We start from the raw sequence: 18,624 nt of genomic DNA, 5'->3' as shown, positions 1-18,624 counted from the left end.
TCGGTGGCCCGTCCTGCACGCAGCCACAACTGGCTGCCCGCGAGCACCACATCGGCCGTGTCCCATGCCATCCGCGTCACTCCGAACGCCTGGGTTCTTCGGTTGTCCGCCTCGGGCGCTGTGGTTGTGCCGCTCCTGTCCTGCGTCCGGGGGTCAGCGGGGCTGGAGGACGAAGTCGTACTGGGCGTGGAGGTAGGGCACTTCGAGGGTGCTGCCGTCGGGCGCGGTGCCGGCAGGTCGTTGTGTGAACGGGATGATCAGCGCGTCCTTGGTGCCGAAGACGACGTCGGAGTCGAGGTAGTCGCTGTCCGCCTGGAACAGATGGGTGATCAGTTTCCGGTGGCCCGGCTCGTCGATGAGGAAGTGGACGTGGGCGGGCCGGAAGTGGCTGATGTCGGTCTGGCGCATCAGGTCGCCGACGGGGCCGTCCATGGGAATGGCGTACCCGCGCGGCGCGATGGTGCGGATGCAGTAGGTGCCGTCCTGGCGGGTGCGGTACTTGGCCCGCAGGCGTGCCTCGTCGATCTCGGGGATCTGGGCCTCGTAGGCGCCGTCCGCGTCGGCCTGCCACACGTCGAGCACGGCGTCCGCGAGCGGCTTGCCCTCGGTGTCGGTCACCCTGCCGGTGAAGAACAGCGGTGTGCCCGCGATGCCGTCCGACATGTCGAAGCCGTGGGGCGCGGTCGGCGAGCCGTCGATGTGGAACGGACCGAGCACCGTGGCGGGGGTCGCCTCCGGCGTGAACTCGTTGTTCAACTGGACGACCAGCGTGCTCAGTCCGAGCACGTCGGAGGTGAGGATCAGCTCCTGGCGCTTGTCGTCACTGATCCCGCCGGCCGCGGTCAGCCACTGGATCGCGGCCATCCACTCGTCCTCGGTGAGCCGCACCTCGCGCGAGAAGGCGTGCAGATGACGGACGAGCGCGGTCATCAGCTCGCCCAGCCGAGGGGAGTGAGCGGTGGCCCACCGCTCGACGGCCAGCTCGGTGATGTTGTCCTCGTCGACGAACACGGTTGCGGCTCCTTGGTCTGCGTGCGGGTGGCAGGGGTGGCGGGTCGGGGGGCGCGGGGTCAGTCCTCGCGCCGGTCCTTTGTGAGCGGGTCCGGGGTGTAGGGCTCCGGCGGTACCGGGGTGTTGTTGAGGTCGACGGACAGGAAGACGTCCTGGGCGACGGGGTGGCGCAGTTCCTCGGCGAGTTGGCCGATCAGTCCGGCCGTACGGGCCAACAGGGCGAAGCCGCGCAGCAGTGGGAGGGGCAGGCCGAGGTCCGCGAGGGCGGCGCCGCACACCCCCGCTCCGTTGAGGGGGAGGGTGCGGTGCAGCATCTTCGGGTGCACCCGGCCGATGGCGGCGAACAGGCTCAGATGTGGGCCGAAGACGCCCTCCTCCCGGGCGATTCGGATCAGCCTCGGGGTACGGGGGTCGCCTTCCTTGTGCACGTGGTGACCGAGGCCGGGGACGAACTCCCCGGCTGCGCGCCGCCGTTGGACCGTGCGCAGCGCGAGAGCGTCCCAGCCGGCCTCGTCGGCGGGCAGGTCTCCGTCGAGGGATTCCAGTACGTCGTGGAGGAAGCGGCCGGTGTCCTCGGTGACGCCGAGGAAGCGGGATCCGCCGCCGAGGAGGCCGGCGGCGAGCGCGCCCTGGATGGAGTCCGGGGCGGAGAGGTAGGTCAGGCGGGTGACGATGGCCGTGGGGGTGAAGCCGTGGTCGGCGAGGGCCGCGAGCACGGCCTCGAAGACACGTGTCTCGCCGGGTGTCGGCCGCCGCTGGGTGGCGAGCCAGAACGCGAGTTCTCCGAAGCCGACCGAGCCCATGATGTCCTCGGCCAGGTCGTGCCCGAGCAGGGTGATGGTGTGCAGGTCGGAGGCGCCGAGGGCTGTGGGGTAGGCGGGGCGCGGTGTCGGCTCAGACATGGCCGTCCTCCTCGGGTGCGGACAGCCAGGTGCGCAACTCCGCGCCGTGTTCGTCGAGTTCGGGCGGCGGCAGACGGTAGGAGGCGGGGGTGGCGGAGAAGCGGATCGGGTGCCGGGTGGTGGGCACCGCGCGGTCCCCCTCGCCGACGGTGACGATGGGGTCGAGTCCGAAGCGGTCGGCCATGGCGAAGCCGCCGTCGATGGTGTTGATCGGTCCGCTCGGTACGCCGGCCTCCACCAGGGCCTCGAACCACTCGGTGGCCCCGCGCGTCTTCAGCCTCTCGGCCAGCAGCGGGCGCAGCAGGTCGCGGTGGGCGGTGCGGTCGGCGTTGCGCGCGAACCGCGGGTCCTCGGCCGTCTCCGGTATGCCGAGGACCTCGCACAGCCTGCGGAACTGGCCGTCGTTGGCGGCCGTCACGATGAGGTCGTTGTCGGCGGTGGGCAGCGGTTCGTAGGGGAAGACGCTGGGGTGGGCGTTGCCCATGCGGAAGGGCACCGTGTCGCCGGCGACGTAGGCCGAGCTGTGGTTGACCAGTCCGGTCAGGGCCGAGGACAGCAGGTTCACCTCGACGAGCTGGCCGCTCCCCGTGGCGTCCCGGTGGCGCAGTGCGGCGAGGATGCCGATCGTGGCGTGGTTGCCGGCCATCACGTCGAACACGGAGATCCCGGCCCGGTAGGGAGGCCCGTCGGGGTCGCCCGTCAGGCTCATGAGCCCCGAGATGGCCTGCACCATGAGGTCGTAGCCGGGGACGTGCCGGCCCGCTCCGGCGCCGAAGCCGGTGATCGACGTGTAGATCAGCCCGGGGTTGTCCTGCCGGACCGAGTCGTAGTCCAGCCCGTACTTCGCCATGCCGCCGGGCTTGAGGTTCTCGATCAGGACGTCCGCGCGGCGGGCGAGGTTGCGGGCGACCGCCGCGTCCTCCTCGGTGCGCAGATCGAGGGCGATGGAGCGCTTCCCCCGGTTGATCCCGAGGTAGTAGGTCGAGACCTCGTCGCGTGTCGGAGGCATCCAGGCACGGGTGTCGTCGCCGCCCGGTCCCTCGACCTTGACGACGTCGGCCCCCAGGTCGGCGAGGAGCATCGTGGCGTACGGCCCGGCAAGGATCCGTGAGAAGTCCGCGACCAGCACCCCGGAGAGCGGGCCCGCGGTGCCCGGGGGAGTGGGCTTGGCGCTCTGCGACATCAACCTCGCCTTTCTGTCCGTACACCGGACAGTCGTCCGGAAAGTGATTCTCTGTCCCGGACGGCGAAGGCGTCAAGGCGTCACAGCCGCGCCGGACGTGCGGACGGCCGGATCGCATGGGGCGCGGACTCCAGGCGGGCGAAGTCCGCACTGATCTCGCCGGCGGCCTGGAGGAGAAGCGGCAGATGGCCGTCGAGGAGCACCTCCATGGAGGTCTCGGCGGCGTGCGCGTTCACGTTGACGCTCGCGACGACGCGGCCCGAGCCGTCCCGCAGCGGAGCCGCCACCGAGCGGATGCCCCTGGCCAGCTGTTCGTCGGTCACCGCCCATCCCCGCGCGCGCACCTCCCGCAGCTCGGCCTCCCATTCGGCCCGGCCGGGGTGCCACACGGACTGAAGGCCCGAGCGGCTGGGCTCGGCGATGACCCGGGCCGCCTCGTCGGGCGGCAGTGCGGCCAGCAGCACCTTGCCCAGCGAGGTGGGCAGCGCCGGGAAGCGGGTGCCGATCTGCACGGCGAGGGTCACGATCTTGGGCACCGAGACCCGGGCGACGTAGACGATGTCCGAGCCGTCGAGCTGGGCGATCGAGCAGGACTCGTTCGTGCGCTCCACCAGCCACTCCAGGTGCGGGCGGGCCACGTCCCACAGTCCCGTCGAGCGGACGTAGGCGACGCCGAGGTCCAGGACGCGCGGGGTCAGCACGAAACCGCCGGCCTGCTGGCGCACGTAGCCCAGTTCGGTCAGGGTCAGCAGGATCCGGCGCGCGGTCGGTCTGGCCAGCCCGGTCGCACTCGCCACGTCGGACAGGGACATCACCGGCCGGCGGGGGCGGAAGGCGGTGATGACCTCCAGGCCCCGGGCCAGCGCCTCGATGAAATCGGGTCCGGTTCCTTCGCGCGGCATGGTGGCTCCTCTGGTCGCCGTCGGCTTCGCCCTCCGGGTGTCCGCCCTGCGGACACCCGTCGAAGGCACTCTACGCAGCAGAACAGCCCTCCGTCGCGATGGTCCGGACGCATCGGCTGGGAACCGACCGCAGAGCGGACGGCCGTGGACATTGCCGGGCGGAATTCGGAATACGCGGAGTATTGACACCGGACTGCACCCTGACGACGATCGGTCACCAAGCATGAGCCGCCATGCGGACAGTCGTCCGATTCGCAGTGGGAGATCCAGGGATGAGCCAAGTGACGAGCCGGTCCACCCCCTTCGCGGCGGGACGACCCGTCGTCCTGCGCGGCGGCACCGTCCTGCCCATGGACCGCGCACGGCGGGTGCTGAGCGACACCGACGTGCTCGTGACGGGCGACCGGATCACCGCGGTCGGCCCTCGGCTCGCCGTGCCGGAGGGGACCGCCGAGATCGACGCGTCCGACGGCATCGTGATGCCCGGCATGATCGACACGCACCGGCACATGTGGCAGACGGCGATGCGTGGGTACGGCGCCGACTGGACCCTGACCCAGTACTTCGTCTGGTACTACCTCGAACACGGCACCGCCTTCCGGCCCGAGGACGTGTACGCCGGAAACCTCCTGGCCGCCGTCGAGGCGCTGGACGCCGGGGTGACCACGGTCGTCGACTGGTCGCACGGGCTGCAGACGGTCGACCACGCGGACGCGGCGGTCGACGCGCTGCGGGCCGTGCCCGGCCGGTTCGTCCTCGCCTACGGCAACATCCAGCAGGCTCCGGCGGAGTGGACCGCGGCACCGCAGTTCCGGGACTTCGTGCGCCGCCGCATCACCGGCGACGACATGCTCGGCTTCCAGATCGCCTTCGACGTCACCGGGGATCCGGCCTTCCCCGAGAAGCCCGCCTTCGAGGTGGCCCGCGACCTGGGCGTCGCCGTCACCACCCACGCCGGAGTCTGGGGCGCCACAGGCGACGACGGCATCCGTCTCATGTACGAGCACGGATTCATGACCCCCGAGACGGTCTACGTCCACGCCTCCACCCTGTCGGCCGACTCCTACCACCGCATCGCGGCCACGGGCGGCTCGGTCTCGGTGTCCACGGAGAGCGAGCAGAGCGCCGGCCAGGGCTATCCCACGACCTGGGCCGTCCGCTCCCACGACATCCCCGTCTCCCTGTCGATGGACACGAGCGTGTGGTGGAGCGGCGACCTGTTCTCCGCCATGCGCACCACCCTCGGCGCCGACCGCGCCCGCGAACACCTCGAGGCCCACGCCCAGGGCGAGACCGTCACCCACGCCGCGCTGCGCGCCGACCAGGTGGTGGAATGGGCAACGCGCGGTGGTGCGAGGGCACTTGGTCGCGAACACGACCTGGGCAGCGTCGAGGAGGGCAAGAAGGCCGACCTCGTCCTGCTGAAGAACGACCACTCACCGGTCTCGTTCCCACTGCTCAACCCGTACGGCCACGTGGCCTTCCAGGCCCAGCGCGGCGACGTCCACACCGTCATCGTGGACGGCAAGGTGGTCAAGCACGAACACCGTCTCCTCGACACCGACCTGGCCGCGGTGCGCCGCACCGTCGAGCGGACCGTGGACCATCTGCGCTCCACGATGGGCGAGGACGCCTGGGCGAAGGGCATGAACCCGGACGTCCCCGAGACCAAGGTCCTCGACAACCCCTACACGTACACCGACTACCGCAGCACCTCGACCCACGGCCGCTGAGGGGGAGCGGGATGCTGCGCCGATGAGTTCCGGGCCGGCGGACCGTGTCCGTCCGTGCCGGCCCGGCGGCCGTTCGGAGCGCGGCCCGGACCCGCCGATGACGACCGTCTGCCGACTGACGTGCGGTCGTCGGTCGCGTCGAACGCGTCGTGTCCTCAGGAACTGTGCGGGACCGCGATGGTGTCCCAGAGCGAGCACTGGTGTTCCGCGGAGTACTGAACGTCGTCGATCAGAGCACTCCTGCCGCCGGCCCGCAGCGACAGCGTCAAGCCCTTGCCGCTGTGGTATGCGGGCCAGGCGTCCTGTCCGACGACATGCGGTCGGCCGGTTCTCGTGAAGGCGCCCCAGTACCGCGTCATCTCGCGGGCGAGCCGGCGCTCGGCGGCGTTGAACAGCGGGGCGATCGGTGTGCCGTTGTCGAAGCTGGGCCAGATGTAGGCGAGTTCCGCGGCGTGGCCGGCTCCCCAGACGTAACCGGGTATCTGCGTCAGGCCGGGCCCTGTCCGGTGGTCGAACTCGTAGGAGTAGGTGGGGGTGTACCGCTCGAAGGTGCGGACGAGCGAGCGTTGCCCGCACCCGCCGATCCCGCTGATCAGCCCCGAGTCGGTCATGATCGCGCCGACGAGGTACGCCGCGGTGTACGCGTCGGACGTCTCGGGCCAGGGGTAGCGGGCGAGGACCTCGTCTGCGCGGTTTCCGGCGACGCCCCGGACGAAGGCGAGGTAGGCCTCCTTGCTTGCCCCTATGTAGCCCTGGGCGAAGGTGCGGCCCTCGTCGCGGTTGGCGCCGACGAGCATGGGCACCCGGGTGAAGTGCCCGCTGTCCACCGCCTGGCGCACGTTGACCGGGAACGTCGGGGTCCCGTCCACGAAGTCGGCCGAGAAGGTCCGGCTCGCGTCGAGGAGCGTACCCACCGAAGCGGACCGCAGACAGCCGAGGGCGGCCGCCCGGTCGGTGCTGTCGCAGCCCGCCTGCCGGGCGAACGCCGCTCCGGCGGTCTCTGCCTGAGCCTCGGGCACGCTGGGGCAGGAGCCGCTCTGGATCACGGCCCGGGCGAAAAGTCCGCGCGAGCCGGGCGAGACCAGATGCCCGCAGACGGACCAGCCGCCTGCGGACTCGCCGTCGACGGTGACCGCGCCGGGATTCCCGCCGAAGGCCGCGATGTTGCGCTGCACCCAGCGCAGAGCGGCCTGCTGGTCCATGAAGCCGTAGTTGCCGGACTCGCCGCCCTCCTTGGTGAGGGCGGGCAGCCCGAGGAAGCCGAAGACACCGAGCCGGTAGTTGAGCGAGACACCGATGACGCCCGTTTCCCGTACGAGCTTCGACTCGTCGTTCTGCGCACCGCTGCCGTTGGTCAGGCCACCGCCGTGGATGAACACGTGCACGGGAAGACGGGCGCCGGTCCGTACTCCCGCCGGCCGCCAGACATTGACGTCGAGACAGTCCTCGGTCTCGCTGCGCGGGCCGTTGCCGCTGGGCAGTACGGGACAGGGGTTGCCGAAGGCGGTGGCCTCCCGGACGCCGGTCCAGCGCGCCGCCGGCCGCGGCGGCGTCCAGCGCAGGGAGCCGGTGGGGGCCGCCGCGTAGGGGATGCCGACGAACCGCTCGACGCCGTGGGAGACGGCACCGCGCACGGGGCCCTTGTCGGTGGGCACCACGGTCGCCGCACTCGTGGACGCGGCCACGGACGGCGTCGCGGAGAGCAGCCCGACGGCGGTCATGGACAGGATCAGCGCGCCACCCAGGGCAGTACGCGTTCTGCTGGCAGTCATGGGGACCTCTCAGGTGGGATGCCGGCCGCGGCACCGCGGTCGGCACACCTGGTGGGGAGTGGGGGGAAAAGCGCGGTCAGCGGGTGACGCCGACGCTGTCGTGCAGGGGCAGCGTCCGAGACGAGGAGCCGACCCACACGTCCCGTTTCCCGGTGCCGAGCACCCAGCTGTGGGAGGACGTGTTCCAGTACCTCAGCTGCTGGGCGTCGACCCGGATGCGTACGGTCGTCGACTGCCCCGCGCGCAGCCGCACCTTCTGGTAGCCGCCGAGCGAGCGCACCGCCTGCGGCTCGGTGGTCCCCGGGCTCGCGCCGACGTAGACCTGGGCGACCTCGGCACCGTCGCGGGTGCCGGTGTTCTTCAGGGTGAACGAGACGGTCAACGCGCCGTGACTCTGCCGTACCGCGAGGTCGCGGTAGGCGAAGGAGGTGTACGACAGCCCGTAGCCGAAGGGGAAGAGCGGGGCGGCCTGCTCCTTGTCGTACCAGCGGTAGCCCACGTAGATGCCCTCGGAGTAGTTCTCCTGGTTGCCCACTCCCGGGTACCTGAGCGGGTCGCCGGCCACCGGTGTGACGGACTCGCTGGCGGGGAACGTCTGGGTGAGCTTGCCCGAGGGATTCACGTCGCCGTAGAGCAGCCCGGCGGTGGCCTCGGCGCCGTTCTCCCCGGGGTAGTACATGTCGAGGACCGCCTTGACCTTGGACAGCCACGGCATGGTGATCGACGATCCGGTGTTGAGGACGACGATCGTGTTCGGGTTGGCGTCGGCGACGGCGGAGATGAGCCCGTCCTGGTCGGCCGGCAGGGAGAGGTTCTTCCGGTCGAAGCCCTCGGTGCCGTCGTCGTAGGCGAACACCACGGGGGTCTTCACCCGGCGGGCCAGGTCCACCGCCTGCTCGCGGGCGGCCTGTGCGGCCTGTGGGGTGACCCAGTTCAGCCGGACCTTGGTCGGTCCGCCCTGGATCGCGAGGGCGCCGGCCGCGAGGCTGTGCGTGCCCGCTGTGAGGTGCACCGTGGCGGTGCTGGAGCCGAGGAAGCCGGTGATGACGCTGTTTCCGTCGATCTTCAGCAGGCCGTAGGCGGCAGGGAGGTCGAAGACGAAGGAGTAGTCGCCGTCGGTGGGCACGGTGAGGGTGCCGCTGTAGTCGAAGGAGGCGTCCGGTGTGACGGGGATCGTGCCGTCCGCGTCGACCGGTAGTGCGGGGCTGAGGGCCGAGGCGGGGATGGGGTCGCCGGTGTCGACGCCGGCCGCGTAGCGCACCGTGGTGTGCCGGCCGGCCCGCACGGTGATGGCGTCCAGTGGCGAGGCCGCGGAGTCCGGTACGACGCTGGAACTGCCGCCGCCGGTGACCTTCGGTGTCTTCGCGGTCGGGCCGATGAGTCCGATGCCGGTGTCCTTGCCGGTCAGCGGAAGCGCTCTGGCGGTGTTCTTCAGCAGGACCGCGCCGGATTCGGCCACCTTCTGGGCGACTTTCGCGCCGCCTTTCGTATCGCGTGCGGGCCGCCGGGTCGCCGCACCGTCGAGGAGACCGAATTTCGTCATCTGCTGCAGAATGCGCGCGACCGAATCATTCAGCTCGGAGACGGGAATGCTGCCGTCGGTTATCGCGGTCTTCAGTTCCTCGCCCAGGTAGACGCCGCTGGGCATCTCCTGGTCGAGGCCGTTCACGATGTCGGTCGTCGCGTGGGTCGCGCCCCAGTCCGACATGACCCAGCCCGAAAAGCCCCACTGCTCCTTGAGGATCGAGTCGAGCAGTTCGTCGCTGCCGCAGCCGTGGCTGCCGTTCACCGAGTTGTACGAGCACATCACCGCCCCGGCGCCCGCCTTGACGGCGGCCTCGAAGGCGGGCAGTTCGATCTGACGCAGGGTCTGCTCGTCGACGTTGACGTTCACCCCCATGCGGTTGTCTTCCTGGTTGTTCTCCGCGTAGTGCTTGACGGTGGCGATCAGGCCCTGGCTCTGGACGCCCTCGACCTCGCCGGCCACCATCCGAGAACTGAGCAGCGGGTCCTCGCTGAAGGTCTCGAAGTTCCGCCCTGCGTACGGCACTCGGACGGTGTTCGTCATCGGGGCGAGCAGGACGTCCTGGCCGAGCGCGCGGCCGTCGCGTCCGACGGTCCGGCCGAACTCACGGGCCAGCCCGTCGTCGAAGGACGAGGCGAGAGCGACCGGTGCCGGCATCGCCGTGGCGTGCTCGTTGACCCGGACGCCCGCCGGGCCGTCGGTGAGCCGCAGTTCGGGGATGCCGAGACGGGGCACCCCCGGGATGTATCCGGCCTGGCCGAGCGTCTTCGGATCGGTGCCGCCGTGGACGAAGGACAGTTTCTCGGCCAGCGTCATCCGGGCGATGAGGGCGGCCACGCGCGGGGACACTTTGATCGTCACGCCCGCGCTGCCCGCGCCCGAGGCGCCGGGAGCTGCGGCCGTGCCCCCGGCAATCAGCGCCGCGCTCACGCCCGCGATCAGCGCCGTACGGCGTAAACGGGTGCCGTGGCGTCCTACCGATCTCCGATCGAGCTCCATGCCAACTCCTCACCACTGAAGTGCCCGACGATTTACGTCTCCCATGGACAGAATTCGAGTCAATACAGGTGGCTCTATAAAAGATCGAATGCTCAAGGAGGTTAAATTCGCACATTCGATGCGTCAACCCTCTGGAATTCCGTACTTGGCGGACATAAATTGACGCCCTCACAAGGAGGTGACACGTGTCGGCGCGTGACCAGGTCCTGTCCCATGTCCGGCGGCACGGGAGCGCGTCCCGCCCCGAACTGCAGACGGCGCTCGGCATGAGCCGTCCGGTCGTCGCGGCCGTCGTCCGCGACCTCCTCGCCGAGGAACTGCTGACCGAGCACCAGGGGGAGAACACGGGCGGCCGTGGGCGCCCCGGCCGACGCCTTCGGCCGCGCTACCCGGCGGGCGCGGTCATCGGAGTCGACGTCAGCCACCGGCATCTCACTGTCGCCGCGGCCACCCTGGACCTCACCGTCCGGACCGAGCACCGGGTGGCGATCGATGTGGACACCCGACCGACCGCGGCCCTCGACATCACCGCCGACATGATCCGGCGGACGGTCGAGGAAGTCCGGCTCACCGTCGACGGGCCCGTGAGCGCGTGCGCCGTCGGCATACCCGGGCCGCTGGACATGAGCAAACGGGCGATCGCCTCGCCCACCATCCTGTCCAGCTGGGCCGGACTCGATCTCGCGGCCGAACTGGGATCCCGGACGGGACTGACCGTCTCCCTCGACAACGACGCGAACCTCGGAGCCCTCGCCGAACACCGGCACGGCGGCGCCGACCACCGCGGCAACCTCATCTACGTCAAGGCGTCCGACGGCATCGGAGCAGGCCTCATCGTCCACGGGATCCCGGTCAGCGGCAGCTTCGGAGCCGCGGGCGAGATCGGGCACACCCAGGTGATCCCGGACGGGGACTGGTGCCGGTGCGGCAACCGCGGCTGCCTGGAGACCATCGTCTCGGTCCGCCAGGTGCTCCAGCAGGTCAGACACTTCTACCCGGGCGACACCGATCTGCGGGCACGGCTGCCGGAGATCGCCCAGCACCCGGTGGCCCGGAAGATCTTGGCCGAATCCGGTCGCACCCTCGGCCGCGTCCTGGCGAACCTGTGCGCACTGCTCGACCCCGCGGCCGTCGTCATCGGCGGCGAGATGAGCCAGGCGGGCGAGGCGTTCGTCGACGGCGTCCGCGACTCGATCGAACGGCTCGCCCAACCGGGTTTCGACCACCGCGTCCTGGTCGTCGCGTCCGCCCTCGGCACCCGCGCCGAGCTGATAGGGAGCCTCACGCTCGCCCGGGACATTGCCCTGCGGGGCGGAATCCGGCGGGCGCCGTCGCGGTCCAACATGCGGTGACGGACGCGAGCGTGACGGGTGTGGTGGGTACGGCGATCGGCGCTGGGGGCGGTGGTCGGTGGTCGGGTCACCCTGCCCGGTCAAGGGTGTGCGCGGCAGCGGCAGCGGCAGTTGCAGTCCGCCCGCGAGCACCGGCGTGAGGCAGCGCGCCGGGAGGCGTACGGCGGTTTGATCGCGAGCATGAAGCGGCTGTCGGCCGCCTGCCGGCGACTTTCCCCGCGTGGTCCGGAACGAGCAGTCCACGCCGGAGCAGCGGCGGGTCTCCTTCGCGGAGGCGCATGTGGTGTGGAGCCGGTTCAGCAGCGCGGTCGCGGCCGTTGTCGTCGCCGGATCGTTTTCCGCGGTGGCGGCGGTCGAGGTGCTACTGGTGGCCATGTACGACTGGGACAAGGCCGGGATGGGCTGGTTGGAGGCTGCGCTGCGGGGAGAACCTTCCCAACCCTCCACCCATGTGGATCCCCGCACGCGGAGAGTCTCGGTGCCCGGAGTGAGAGGTGAGGTTGAGAAGGCAACCCGTCGGTGGGGCCTGTCTCACGCGTCGAGCCGGCCCGCTCCCCGTGGCCGCCTCTGACGCGAAGCCTGGGCCATTCGACTGCGGAAACCTGGCCATCACGTGATGACCCTCGGTGATACATCGGATGAATGTGTTGACGTGGCAGTGGATCGCGCATAGAACATGTGCGGTTCGACCGGTAGGGACAAGGCACGTTGCCGCTGGCCACTCTGAGGAGCCGTTCGATGTATGCGAGATTGACCAGATGTTTGTTGCCGCTGCTGCTCTTACTTGGGCTCGCGGCGGGAACGTCGCCCGCGGTGGCCACGCCCGCCGCCATGGTTCCGAGGGACGTAGCTGCCTCCGTTTCGTCCACGCCGCCCATGGGCTGGAGCAGTTGGAGCGCGCTGCGCGAAGGCGGTGGCCTGACCCAGGACGGCATCAAGGCCCAGGCACGGGTCATGCACGACAAACTGCGGCGCTACGGCTACCGCTACATCAACATCGACGCCGGCTGGTCCGACCACCTGGACGCCTACGGGCGAGACGCCTGGGACACCACTCGCTTCCCGGACGGAATCCCCGCTCTCGCTGCCTATCTGCACCGCCTGGGGCTCAAGTTCGGTATCTACCTCACGCCGGGCATCCCGATCGAGGCGTATCAGAAGAACCTTCCGGTCCAGGGCACCGCCTACCACATGCAGGACATCGCGGACCCGACACAGCCCGGCAACACGCACAACGACTCCTACCGAATCGACTTCACCAAGCCCGGCGCAGCGGAGTACGTGCGGGGCTACGCCGACCTGTTCGCCTCCTGGGGCGTCGACTACATCAAGATGGACTTCGTCGGCCCCGGTGGCGGTCTCGTCGCCGCCGACAACCGCCCCGAGATGCGGGCGTGGCACCAGGCGATCGTCGCCACCGGTCGTGCGATGCACCTGGAGCTTTCCAACTCGCTCAGTATCGCCGACGCCGCCACCTGGCAGGCCACCAGCAACGGCTGGCGCACCGGCGGCGACATCGAGTGCTACTGCGGCGTCAACGGATCCAGCGTCCCGTTGACCAGTTGGCAGCGGACGTCGGCCCGGTTCGACCAGGTCGCGGCCTGGCAACCGTTCGGTGGCTCCGGCGCGTTCAACGACTACGACTCGATCGAGGTCGGCAACGGCAGCGACGGCGGGCTGACCCCCGACGAGCGGCAGACCCAGCTGAGCCTGTGGTCGCTGGCCTCCTCCCCATTGCTCCTGGGGACGGACCTGACCAAACTGGACGCCGCCGATCTGAAGCTGCTGGCGAATCGTGACGTGATCTCCGTGGACCAGGACACCGTCAATGCCTCTCGGGTGAGCAAGAGCGCGACCGCACAGGTCTTCGCGAAAACGGAGCCGAACGGCGATGTGATCCTGGGGCTGTTCAACACCGGGGCCGTCGCGCAGACCGTTTCCGTCGCCGCGGCCACGGCCGGCCTGCCCGCGTCCTCCTCGTACCGCCTCGACAACCTGTGGACGCACGAGGTCACCCGGTCCTCCGGCGCCACCGTCGCGGCTTCGGTCCCCGTGCACGGCGCGGCGCTGTTCCGGGTACGTCCGTGGACCGCAGGCAAGGCGCCGGGGCGCCCTCAGACCGGCCTCACCGTGACCGCCCCCGGCATCCTGGGCACCGGTCAACAGGCCACGGTCAACGCGGACTTCACCAACTGGGGCACCGCCGTCGCGTCAGATGTCCACGTGGCGCTGCCCGTCCCGAAGGGCTGGACGGTCGCCCCTGTCTCGCCCGCCTCCTTCGCCTCCGTCGCGCCCGGCGAGACCGTCCGCGCCACCTACCGTGTCACGCCACCGGCATCCATCAACCAGCTCTTCCCGACGGTCCGGCTCGACGCCGTCGCCCACTTCCGCTGGAACACCGGCACCGGGGCACGGACCATTGGCTCGGCCGCCGGGCACACGTCCGTTCTGCTCGACGAGCCCGTTCAGGCTCCGTTCCACACCTTTTCCTCTTCGCCGGAGCCCGCGAACTTCTCACAGGTCGGCTCCGCACTCGGCATTCGTGCGGCCGGCGCGGGCGTCTACGGACCGACGAACGAATACGGCGCGCTCTATGTCCCCGGCGCGGAACACGACGGCTCCGTCACGACGGTTCGTGTCACGTGGCAGCGATACCAGAACTCCGGGGCCAAGACCGGAATCATGGTGCGCAACGACATTACCGGCGCGAGCAACTCGCCCGGCTTCGTGACCGTGGGAGTGAGCGCGAAGAAGGGCTACTTCATGCAGTGGGACGCAGACGGCGACGGGCGGCTCGACGCCGGCACCGCGCCCAACGGCTCCGGCGTCGGCAAGCCCGTTCTGCCCAGTTGGATCCGGCTGGTCCGCTCCGGCACCACCTTCACCGGCTACTACTCCACTGACGGCACCAGTTGGACGCCTCTGAGTACCGCGGACGTTCCCTCCGCCGCGCATACCCAGGACGTAGGCCTCTTCGGCACCGCTGCCAACCCGGGCTACCCGAGCGAAGACGATTTCACCGACTTCACGACCAGCGGCTGACGGTCCGTACGTGCTGTCGTGCGAGACAGCAGGATCCGACGTCGCTCCCTGGCGGAGGTCGCGGAAGCGTGCCTCGGCACGGCCGGAACCGTGGTCGTACACGCCGTTCTTGAAAGAGCGGGTGGCGGCACGCCGGTCGGCGACGGTCCGGACGAGGGAGTCGTCGAAATGTCGGTGGCGAGGGTGTCCGAGGGGCGGACGCGCGCAGGATTTGGGCGAAAGAGGTGCCGTCGGTGCCGGAGGGGAGGTGGACGCCGGCGTCCCACAAGTGGTTGCCCGTGGTGCAGTCGACCTGCCAGTGCATTTCCGTGCGTGGGTCGGTGGAACCGCCCTCCGCGAACGGCTCGTTGGTTGCGGTACACCGCATGCGATGGAAGCCGCCCCTGTAGCTGTCCCGGTCGCTGAGGTCCAGGTTCCAGGGCGTCTGCCAGCTGTATGCGAAGGCGGTCTGTGGGGAGTGGAGGCTGATCCTGTCGGCCGTCGCCTGCGGACCGACGTCATTGACGTGCGGGTGGACGCGGGAGTCGAAGGCCGGCAGGGTCCGGTCGGGACGTCGGGATCACGGACGGCGGCGTCGCGGATTTTGCCGCGCCGGATCAGGTCGTCGACGAACTGACGTACGGACTCACGGTCCCCGATTCAGCCGCACTTCTCGCCGTAAGAGGTGGTCGTACCGCCGACGACACGGATGCCGCGGGCATGGGCGCGCGCCACGATCTCGCGGTACGCGAAGGCCCGGGCGGCGGGAGCCGCCCCGGTGGGGTTGCCGTGGATGCCCTTCACGACGATCAGGGGTAGAGCCGGAGCACGGCGCTGAGGCCGGTGCCCTTCAGTGGTCCGCGGTTGCCCCTGATGCCGGCTCCGCCGTGCGAGCACCGTCCGGGCTGAGGAACGAGGTCTGCGGTGAGCGGTGATACGTCGCCGGGCCTGAGTCGTCGTGCGTGCACACAGGCTGTCCAGCGGGTTGGTGTCCGCAGGCACCCGTACGGGAACCGGACCGCTCACGGCGTCCTGGCCGACCGGGACTGTGAGGGATGTGGCGCGCGCAGAAGGAGATTGAACGCCTTGTACCAGCGGCGGAGCGTGGGTCTTTCGGAGTGGTGGACTCCGGGTGCGGCGAAGGCCGTGGCGTCGATGTGGAGCGGCGTCGTGCCGAGCCGGTCGGAGACGCGGATGCCAGGGCTTCCCACGTCCTGGTCCAGCAAGGTCGTCCGGTGGCGCGGAGCAGGTGCCGGATCGTGAAGGCAGGAAACCGCAATACATCGGATGAGTTAAGGGCTTGAGGTGGGATCGCGGGTGCATACATCCCTTCCTGAATAGCCATGTATGGAAGGTTATTACAGGTGGAAGGCCAATCGGTTGAGGTCATTGACAGGTGCTTGATGTGTGCCTACGTTCTCGATACACCCGATGTATCAGTGACCGTCAGTTCTGGAGGACGAAGATGACCTCGCAGCCGGGAACGCACTCACCGCTGCCTCGCAGAGTCTTACTCGGCACCGCGCTGGGGGGAGCCGCGGCCGCGGCCCTGCCCGCTGGGACGGCCCACGCCGACGAGTCAGCACGGGCGGAGGGTGTGGCCGACGTTGTTCCCGCGGCCCGGGCCCGCAGAAGCCCCTGGAGACTCCGCGACACCATGCGTGCCGACGGTGCCTGGGAAGATTTTCTGCGGGGCCAGGATCTGTTGTGGAGCAGGCTGCCCACCCTCTGGTACGAGGGGCCGTTCCTGGGTGACGGCCAGCTCGGCAGCATGGTGTATCAGGAGCCGGGCACCAACCAGATCCGTTTCACCGTCCAGCACGGCCGGGTCCAGGACCATCGGCCCGAGTTCGGCAGCGGCTGGGGCACCTGTCGCCTGCCGGTCGGCCACCTCACACTCGAACCGGTCGGCACCATCACCTCCGTGGACTGGCGGCTGAGCCTGTGGAACGCCGAGCTCACCGGTACCGTCACCACCACCGCGGGCACGCTCACCCTCTCCGCCCTCATCCATGACGAGGTCTTCGCCGCCCGGGTGACGGCCGGCGGTGACGAACGGGTCACCTGGACGTTCCACCCCGAAGAAGCGCTCAGCCCCCGGCGCATCAGCGAGGCTCCGCCCTCGGGCTACACCGCCAACCCGCCCTGGTCCACGCGGACTTCCGCCGACGGCACCGAGCAGGTGCTCCAGCCCCTCACCGGCGGCCAGACCGCCACCGCCTACCGCCGCACCGGCCACGACCTGCTGCTCAGCGTCGGACACAGCTCGCCCTCAGACACCGCCGCCGAGGCCGATTCCTTGCGCAACCTTCGGCGCGTGGCCTCGTACACCGCTCTCAGGAGACGGCACACCCAGTGGTGGCACGCCTTCTACCGCAAGAGCTTCGTCTCGTTCCCCGACCAGCGCCTCCAGAGCTTCCACTGGATCCAAGTCTACAAGGTCGCCTCCGCCAGCCGTGCCGGTGGTCCCGTCATGGCCACCTCCGGGCCGTGGCTGGAGCCCACGCCCTGGCCCGCGGTCTGGTGGAACCTCAACGTCCAGTTGGAGTACTGGCTCATCCACGGCTTCAACCACCCCGAGCTGGACTCGCTCGCCACCACGCTGCGCCAAAACCAGGAACAGCTCGCCGCCAACGTGCCCACCGCCTACCAGGCGGACAGCTCCGGTATCGGCCGGAGCTCCGACATGTTCGCCAACCGGGGTGTGGGCAGGCCGGGAAGCGGCGCCGAGACCGGCGACCTCACCTGGGCACTGCACAACGTGTGGCTGTCCTACCGGCACTCCATGGACAAGGCGCTGCTGCGCGACACGATCTATCCCGTGCTGCGCCGGGCGATCAACTACTACCTGCACTTCCTCACCCCGGGCAGCGACGGCAGACTCCACCTGCCGAGCACGCTCTCGCCCGAATACCCCGTCGTGCCGCCCCAGGACACGAACTACGACCTGGCCCTGATCCGCTGGGGCTGCCAGACGCTCATCGAGTCCGCCGAACTACTGGCAGCCGACGACGAGTTGATCCCGCGGTGGCAGGAGGTGCTGGCCAGGCTCACGCCGTACCCGGTCGACGACAACGGCTTCATGATCGGCGCCGACACGCCGTACGCGCAGTCCCACCGGCACTACTCGCATCTGCTGATGGTGTATCCGCTCTATCTCGTCAACTGGGATCAGCCCGGCAGTCGCGACCTGATCGCGAAGTCGGTGGCCCACTGGCACGCGCTGACCGGCGCCCACCGGGGCTACAGCTACACCGGCGCCGCCTCCATGTACGCGATGACCGGTGACGGAGACACCGCGATCACGTACCTGCGGAAGTTCTTCGATCCCACCACGCGCTACCCCTGCCGTGCCAACACGCACTACACCGAGGCCGGGCCGGTCATCGAGACGCCCCTGTCCGCCTCGCAGTCCCTGCACGACATGTTCTGTCAGAGCTGGGGCGGCGTGATTCGCGTCTTCCCGGCCGTCCCGTCCTCCTGGGCGGACGTCACCCTGCACGACTTCCGCACCCAGGGTGCCTTCCTGGTCAGCGCTGTGCGAAAAGCCGGGGTGACCCGGTTCATCAGGATCAGAAGCCTGGCGGGCGAACCGCTCAAGCTCCGGCACGGCCTCACCGGGACCCTCACCGTGCTCTTGGACGACGGCACTCCCGCCCACACCGACGATCTGGGCGACGGCACCCTCGCCATCGACCTTCCCCAGGGCCGTGAGGTGCTGGTGCACGCCGGTTCCCGTCCCGATCTCGTCATCGCGCCCGTTGCCGTCAGTGAGCCGGGGGCGCCCTGGGGTCTGCCGTAGCGAAGCCGGAGGATGCGGCCGTGTCGTCGAGTGTCAGGTGGGCCACCGGGCCGGCCTCGGACTCGACGACACGCTTTCCGCATCGCTGGGCGTGACCTGATGGCCAGTCAGTCCATGCTGAACACAGGACTGTTGCCGGTCGTCACGGCATACAGGTCCCTGCGAACCGGCGACCTCGTGCTGGAGGGTAACCGACGGCTCAGCACTTCGAAGGCGTCCTTGATCCTGTTGACCGGCTACCAGACGTCGGAATGGCTTGTCGGTCGGCGGTCGATTTGAAGCGAACGGACTTCGGATGCGAGGAGGCCTTGACGCTGTTGAGGGACTGAGGTCGCGGAAGGTGCGAGGCAGGTCGTTCACCCAGGGGATAGAGCGGCCACCGCCGTCGAGCATGTGCTCGGCGAGGTGAAAGGCCGAGCGGC

11 protein-coding genes are annotated in these 18,624 nt (G+C 69.7%); 4 read left to right on the top strand and 7 right to left on the bottom strand.

Features of this window, described 5'->3' with window-relative positions:
• Positions 1 to 153: 153 nt before the first annotated feature.
• From ACWDEW_RS43400 to ACWDEW_RS43385, 4 genes are all read right to left on the bottom strand, one after another.
• Positions 154 to 1,011 carry a dioxygenase family protein gene (locus ACWDEW_RS43400; protein ID WP_450521039.1) on the bottom strand — a complete coding sequence of 286 codons (858 nt, stop codon included), beginning with the start codon at positions 1,009 to 1,011 and terminating at the stop codon, positions 154 to 156.
• Between the two features lie 59 nt (positions 1,012 to 1,070).
• The gene (locus ACWDEW_RS43395; protein ID WP_450521037.1) at positions 1,071 to 1,913 is read right to left on the bottom strand and encodes a citryl-CoA lyase; all 843 of its coding nucleotides are present in this window, start codon (positions 1,911 to 1,913) and stop codon (positions 1,071 to 1,073) included.
• Entirely contained in the window at positions 1,906 to 3,096 is a 1,191-nt protein-coding gene (locus tag ACWDEW_RS43390) for a CaiB/BaiF CoA transferase family protein (protein WP_450521035.1), read from the bottom strand. Before ACWDEW_RS43390 ends, ACWDEW_RS43395 begins: the two co-directional genes overlap by 8 nt.
• Before the next feature lie 80 nt (positions 3,097 to 3,176).
• Entirely contained in the window at positions 3,177 to 3,998 is an 822-nt protein-coding gene (locus ACWDEW_RS43385) for an IclR family transcriptional regulator domain-containing protein (protein ID WP_450521033.1), read from the bottom strand.
• 272 nt (positions 3,999 to 4,270) lie between these two features.
• On the opposite strand from ACWDEW_RS43385, the gene ACWDEW_RS43380 reads away from it, so the two are divergent.
• Positions 4,271 to 5,731, top strand: a complete 1,461-nt coding sequence (locus ACWDEW_RS43380; protein ID WP_450521031.1) for an amidohydrolase family protein — start codon at positions 4,271 to 4,273, stop codon at positions 5,729 to 5,731.
• A gap of 155 nt (positions 5,732 to 5,886) precedes the next feature.
• On the opposite strand, the gene ACWDEW_RS43375 is transcribed toward ACWDEW_RS43380, so the two are convergent.
• Positions 5,887 to 7,503 (bottom strand): carboxylesterase/lipase family protein, encoded by a 1,617-nt coding sequence (locus ACWDEW_RS43375; protein WP_450521029.1) that lies wholly within the window; start codon positions 7,501 to 7,503, stop codon positions 5,887 to 5,889.
• Between the two features lie 76 nt (positions 7,504 to 7,579).
• A complete protein-coding gene (locus ACWDEW_RS43370) occupies positions 7,580 to 10,027 on the bottom strand; it encodes a glycoside hydrolase family 3 C-terminal domain-containing protein (protein ID WP_450521027.1) in 2,448 nt (815 codons plus the stop codon).
• Positions 10,028 to 10,212: 185 nt separating this feature from the next.
• Between ACWDEW_RS43370 and ACWDEW_RS43365 the strand changes: the two genes are divergently transcribed.
• Positions 10,213 to 11,379 carry an ROK family protein gene (locus tag ACWDEW_RS43365; protein WP_450521025.1) on the top strand — a complete coding sequence of 389 codons (1,167 nt, stop codon included), beginning with the start codon at positions 10,213 to 10,215 and terminating at the stop codon, positions 11,377 to 11,379.
• An 813-nt stretch (positions 11,380 to 12,192) separates the two neighbouring features.
• Positions 12,193 to 14,421 (top strand): NEW3 domain-containing protein, encoded by a 2,229-nt coding sequence (locus ACWDEW_RS43360; RefSeq protein WP_450521023.1) that lies wholly within the window; start codon positions 12,193 to 12,195, stop codon positions 14,419 to 14,421.
• 639 nt (positions 14,422 to 15,060) lie between these two features.
• On the opposite strand, the gene ACWDEW_RS43355 is transcribed toward ACWDEW_RS43360, so the two are convergent.
• Positions 15,061 to 15,204 (bottom strand): hypothetical protein, encoded by a 144-nt coding sequence (locus ACWDEW_RS43355; protein ID WP_450521021.1) that lies wholly within the window; start codon positions 15,202 to 15,204, stop codon positions 15,061 to 15,063.
• A 661-nt stretch (positions 15,205 to 15,865) separates the two neighbouring features.
• On the opposite strand from ACWDEW_RS43355, the gene ACWDEW_RS43350 reads away from it, so the two are divergent.
• Positions 15,866 to 18,202 (top strand): glycosyl hydrolase family 95 catalytic domain-containing protein, encoded by a 2,337-nt coding sequence (locus tag ACWDEW_RS43350; RefSeq protein WP_450521019.1) that lies wholly within the window; start codon positions 15,866 to 15,868, stop codon positions 18,200 to 18,202.
• The last annotated feature ends 422 nt before the right edge of the window (positions 18,203 to 18,624 follow it).

Source organism: Streptomyces sp. NPDC001100 (genome assembly GCF_053598575.1).
Note: the sequence above shows the minus strand (reverse complement) of the source record. Positions and strands in the feature narration are given on the sequence as shown.